Origin of the sequence: Leisingera sp. MMG026 (genome assembly GCF_021654205.1) — a bacterium.
Lineage (GTDB): Bacteria > Pseudomonadota > Alphaproteobacteria > Rhodobacterales > Rhodobacteraceae > Leisingera.
Genome location: NZ_JAKFZM010000097.1, coordinates 1 through 4453, shown reverse-complemented (window position 1 = coordinate 4453; position 4453 = coordinate 1). Strand labels below are relative to the sequence as shown.

5 protein-coding genes are annotated in these 4453 nt (G+C 57.5%); 1 reads left to right on the top strand and 4 read right to left on the bottom strand.

Going from position 1 to position 4453, the window contains the following annotated elements; translation table 11 throughout:
• A partial coding sequence (locus L1069_RS23450; protein WP_237457251.1) for a hypothetical protein occupies positions 1-325 on the top strand: 325 nt, incomplete at its 5' end.
• Here L1069_RS23450 and L1069_RS23445 read toward each other — a convergent pair.
• From L1069_RS23445 to L1069_RS23430, 4 genes are all read right to left on the bottom strand, one after another.
• Entirely contained in the window at positions 322-483 is a 162-nt protein-coding gene (locus tag L1069_RS23445) for a hypothetical protein (RefSeq protein ID WP_164982838.1), read from the bottom strand. The genes L1069_RS23450 and L1069_RS23445 overlap by 4 nt on opposite strands.
• 526 nt (positions 484-1009) lie before the next feature.
• Positions 1010-1540 carry a hypothetical protein gene (locus tag L1069_RS23440; protein ID WP_129373464.1) on the bottom strand — a complete coding sequence of 177 codons (531 nt, stop codon included), beginning with the start codon at positions 1538-1540 and terminating at the stop codon, positions 1010-1012.
• Positions 1541-1767: 227 nt separating this feature from the next.
• Complete coding sequence (locus L1069_RS23435; RefSeq protein ID WP_164982837.1) at positions 1768-3594, bottom strand: ParB/RepB/Spo0J family partition protein; 1827 nt, start codon at positions 3592-3594, stop codon at positions 1768-1770.
• A 254-nt stretch (positions 3595-3848) separates the two neighbouring features.
• Positions 3849-4298: a DUF3768 domain-containing protein gene (locus L1069_RS23430; RefSeq protein ID WP_129373462.1), complete on the bottom strand. Its 450-nt coding sequence runs from the start codon at positions 4296-4298 to the stop codon at positions 3849-3851.
• Positions 4299-4453 lie beyond the last annotated feature (155 nt).

Below are 4453 nucleotides of genomic sequence, written 5' to 3'. Positions count from 1 at the left end.
AGACACATACCACTTTTCAATCCGCAGTATGTTCCTGTATTGTTCCAAAATGATCCGAGAGACCTTCATCGCCCCCCTCTACACATTGCGCGTCAACAATCTGGAAGCTGAACACGCTATCAGGGTTGGTTGCGTTTGCGGTGGCGGCCCTTGGTATCTCCACGGGTTCTGGCTTAGGCAGAGATATGGGCAATTTGAGTTTCTTCGCGGCATAGTAGAAGGCTTGCGCTGCCCTGAATGTCAAAAACGGGACGTGATGGCCTGGACAATCGTTGAGGCAGCGCCAGATGAAGCCCGCCCATCGGGCGGGCTGGGACGCCGCTAGGCGTCCTCTTTCTCCTTGTTCGGCTTCGTAAGATCTCGCGCATAGCTGACTTCCACTTTGAGGAAGCCCGGAATACTTATGACGACTGAGATGCTGATCTTGGCCTTGGTGGTTAGGGATTTCAGGATTGAACGCAAAGAAGAAATGATCTTGTTCATGGTGTTAGCTCCTATATGATTGTCGATTGCAGCTCTGTGCGGCGGAGGCTTTAAGGGCTGGCGCACCCGAAGGGTCGCAACGGAGCGCAGCGCAGTGGAGAAGGGCTTTAGCCCTTGCGCCAGCACGGGCCGTAGCAAACTTGCTGCAGTAAATCGGCATTCACATAGGAGCGGGCGGACACCTTGGCAGATGCCTGGAGCGGCGCGTTCAATCCTGAAATCCCTGACCTGGCACAACGGTTAATCAAGCCGCCGATTGCCGTATTCCGGGTTGCCCCTCCCGCTAGGGTTGCTAGATTGGCGGTGCGGAACAGGCGGGGACGCCGATGGCCGCGAAGGTGACGGTCGGGGCGAAAGCTCCGGCCGCATTTCGTTTCCGGGCCGCGCAAGCGGCCCCCGGCGCGGACGCGCCAGTCCGGCCGGGTCAGGGCTTCAGCCCTGATCTGGGGGGACACCAAAAGGCAAAAAGAAACCCCGCCGAAGCGGGGCAGGTGTTTCCTTCACCACAAAGGAAAAATCAGGGGGACTACTTACCGGGAATTTGCTCGGGATTTCGGGATTTTGCAACCACTCCGTCATGCCGGATCGCTGCAATTGTCGTGTCAGTTTTACGGGTCAGCTCCACGCCATCACCTGACATCATAGCCTCGGCAAATTGCGTTTTCTTCAGGACTGCGCCATCTGCCTCTAAATAGGTAGTGTCGCCTTCGACCTCACGGGAAACCGATCCATCCGGCATGATGCGGATCCACGCACCGTTGACTTGGACAGCCAAGCCGAATTCATCCACGACAACACCCTCCCAACCAGTACCAGGATCACGGCGCAGCACGATTTGATCCGGGCGAAGCTTGATCTGAACGTCTCTCGGTTCCTCCTGATCGGCGGCTTTGACGACGACAAAAGCCTCTTGCGCTTCAGGATCGGAATGGATGGTCGCGTTAGCATTTTTTGGCGGCCACACCTTCGCTGTGTCGCGCTTCCGCCCGGATTGGTCCCGGTGAAACCCGATATAGAGCTGCGCTGATCGCCAAACCCGGACAATGTTCTGTTTCACGCTGTTTACCTCAATCCCACTGTTTTCAAATCTTCGCTAACTCAAAGGCTATGGCCTGAAACCTATCGGCTCCTGTCTGGAATACCAGAACGCCATACCGTTTCTTCAAGGCTGTTCCTGTTGAAGCCGGATGCCAACGCGCCCGCGCGGATCGACGGCCAAGGTTTGAATCGCATGACTCTATCTCCATCGGTGGGGCAGGGCGCTCAAGCGCCCTGCCAGCGATTTCACTCCATGCCCTCGGGCAGCCATACGTCGATCTTGACGGCCTGCGCCTCAGTAACGCCAAGGGCGGTGCGCAAGTCGGCATCACCGGAAAACAGTGCTTCCAGCTTCTCTGCCTTCTCGCCCTTTTTCAGCTTTGCGAAATTGGTTGCAGTGGGGTGATCTTCGGACAGGTCCAGCAGATCGCGCCAAAGGTTGTTGAGGTATGGGCCTCCGACACGGGAGAAAAAATTCTCAGAGTTCGGCGTCCAGACCTCGCGGATATTCGGCTGCGTCTCCTTGTCGATCAGCGCCGACAGCTTTTCATCACCACCCCGATACTGCGCGGCGAGGAAGCGAACCAATTCACCGCGCACATGCTCCGGGCCTTTCTTGCGGAACGCACGGAACGAAGCTCCAAGGTCTTTCGCATCCCACATATCGCGCGGTGGATTGCTGGTCAGCCGTTCATCCAGCGCATAGCCAGCGACCTCTGTGCTGGGCCAGTTCGGAACGTCGGTCTTGCTGATACCTAGCGGACCGCTCGACCGCAGTTCATGGCTCAACTGATAGGCCAGCAGATCAATCAACAGATCGGGGTCACGCATCACTGCATGTTGCCGCGCCCCTTGGGCGATACGTGACAGGTCGTCGCTCAACTTTTGCGAAATGGGCGACTTCGGCGCGGCGTCACCGCCCGATTGGCTGGTCTTGCGGAGAAATCCCGCTTCGATGGCTGCGGCCTTGTCCTCCTTACGTACAAGACCCTCGTAGGTCTGCACCTCGCCTGTTTGATTGACATAGAAGATTACCCCGGCCACCGCTTTCTGTTCGGCGCTGTAGGTTCCTTCCAACACGGCTTGGAGTTCCGCCAGTTCCGCCTCGCCGGCTTCGTCCAGAACGTCGCCGTTAGCGAGTTCCGCCAGCTCGTCATACCGCTCCGCCTGTTCTTCGATGAGCGTCCCTTCGTCGGGGAAGATGCGTTCAAGCTTACGTTGTTCAAACTCACCATAGGGCAGGTAAGTTCTGTCCAGCGCCTCGGCCCACTTCCAGCCTTTCGCGGTGGTCGCGTCACACGTCAAAGCCAGCTTGCAACGAAACAGGTCATTCAGCAGAGCCACATCATCAATGAATGTTTGCTCTGCAAACAGGTCTCGGGTCACGTGGCCACCGTTGGTTTCGTAGTCCTCCCGCCCGACAAAAATCACACGGCGGTCAGTATCCCGCACCGAGTCCGGTTTAAGCATCTGCTTGATCTGGTGATCGCTGTAGCCTTCGCCGCGCACCTTCTCCAACACTGCCAGCGAATTTGCCTCGTCCTCGCTGACGGTGAAGGCAGCGGCGTTCTGCAAGGTGACTTCTCCGGCTTTCAAAGCATCCAGAATTGGGTCGGGAAGGCCCGCCAACTTGAGACGCCGGTACACATGCGGCTCCGTGGCTCCGAACGCGATAGCGATTGCCGCGACGGACACGCCGCGCGCAGCCATTTTGCCATAGTCACGGATTTCATCGGCGGGGTGCTGTTGCTCGCGCTGGTGGTTCTCGCTCGATGCCCACATTTGAGCGGTTTCCTGATCCGGGGCGATTTTCACCGGAACGGATGCAAAACGCGGATCGTCTTGCAGCAGAGCCAGAGCGCGAAGCCTCCGGCCACCGGCCACGATGCCCACCTTGCCCGTTTGGTCGCGCAGCCCTGCGAGGTTCTGGATCAGGCCAAGCTCTCGGATATTCTCGGCCAGAGCCTCGATGCCTTGCGGATTGATAACGGTACGCGGGTTCAGATCAGACACATAGAGATCGCCGTAGGGAACCTGTTCAACGACGGCGGTGATCGGCTTGTGCATGGTCATGGGGTTCATCCTTGTGATGTGGTGAGGTTTTTTGTTATGGATGCCCCAGCCCTTCCGGGCTGAGGCGAGGGGGCTTAGGCCCCAGCGTGTGTTTTCAGAAAGGCGAGGGCGATCTTGGCGGAGAGGCCTCCCTTTCTGATCAGTTCAGCGGCTTCGCGCTTACGTTGCTGAATGATTTCAATGCTCATGATTTCACCTCCTTCCCGGCGCTGGTTGCGCCTTCCGGGCCGCTGCCCAAAAGGACCGGGCCGGTATCAGTATTCGATTGGGAAAAGCAGCGTCAGAACGCGGCGGGTGCTATGGTCGTCAAGCGGATCGTCTGCACCGAACTCATAGGCTTCATCGTAGAGGTCGAACTTCCACCAAACGGTTTTGCCGCACACCTGCACTGACCCCATGGAATGATCCCCGTGCGGGTCGTTGTCCTCGTTGAAATTCGCGGAACCAGCGACTTGAAGCTGAGCCATGGTCATGAACTCGGGGCCTTCTGCTGCAACGCCCTGGGAGCAGACGACACGCCCCTTATAGGCCGGATGCCCGCCACAGATGATTGCCGCGCGGAAAGCATCATTGGCTTTGGCGATTTGCTCCGCCTGCACGGTGAGATTGACAACCTTAGTCGAACCGCAGTTCGCGCAAACCTCGACAATCCCCGTCTCGACCTCCTTGGAAGCCCCGCAGGTATTGCATTGAAACAGTGCCATGTTTGTTTTCCTCTTGTGGTGAAAGGTGGGCCGTTGCGGCCTCTATCTATGACCTGATATTAGTTGCGTAGCCAACCCTAAGCAACGGATATATTTGTATTTTCTGGGAATTGTTCGCTTGCCTTTATCCGCACCCCCGGCTTTCTTTGATGCCC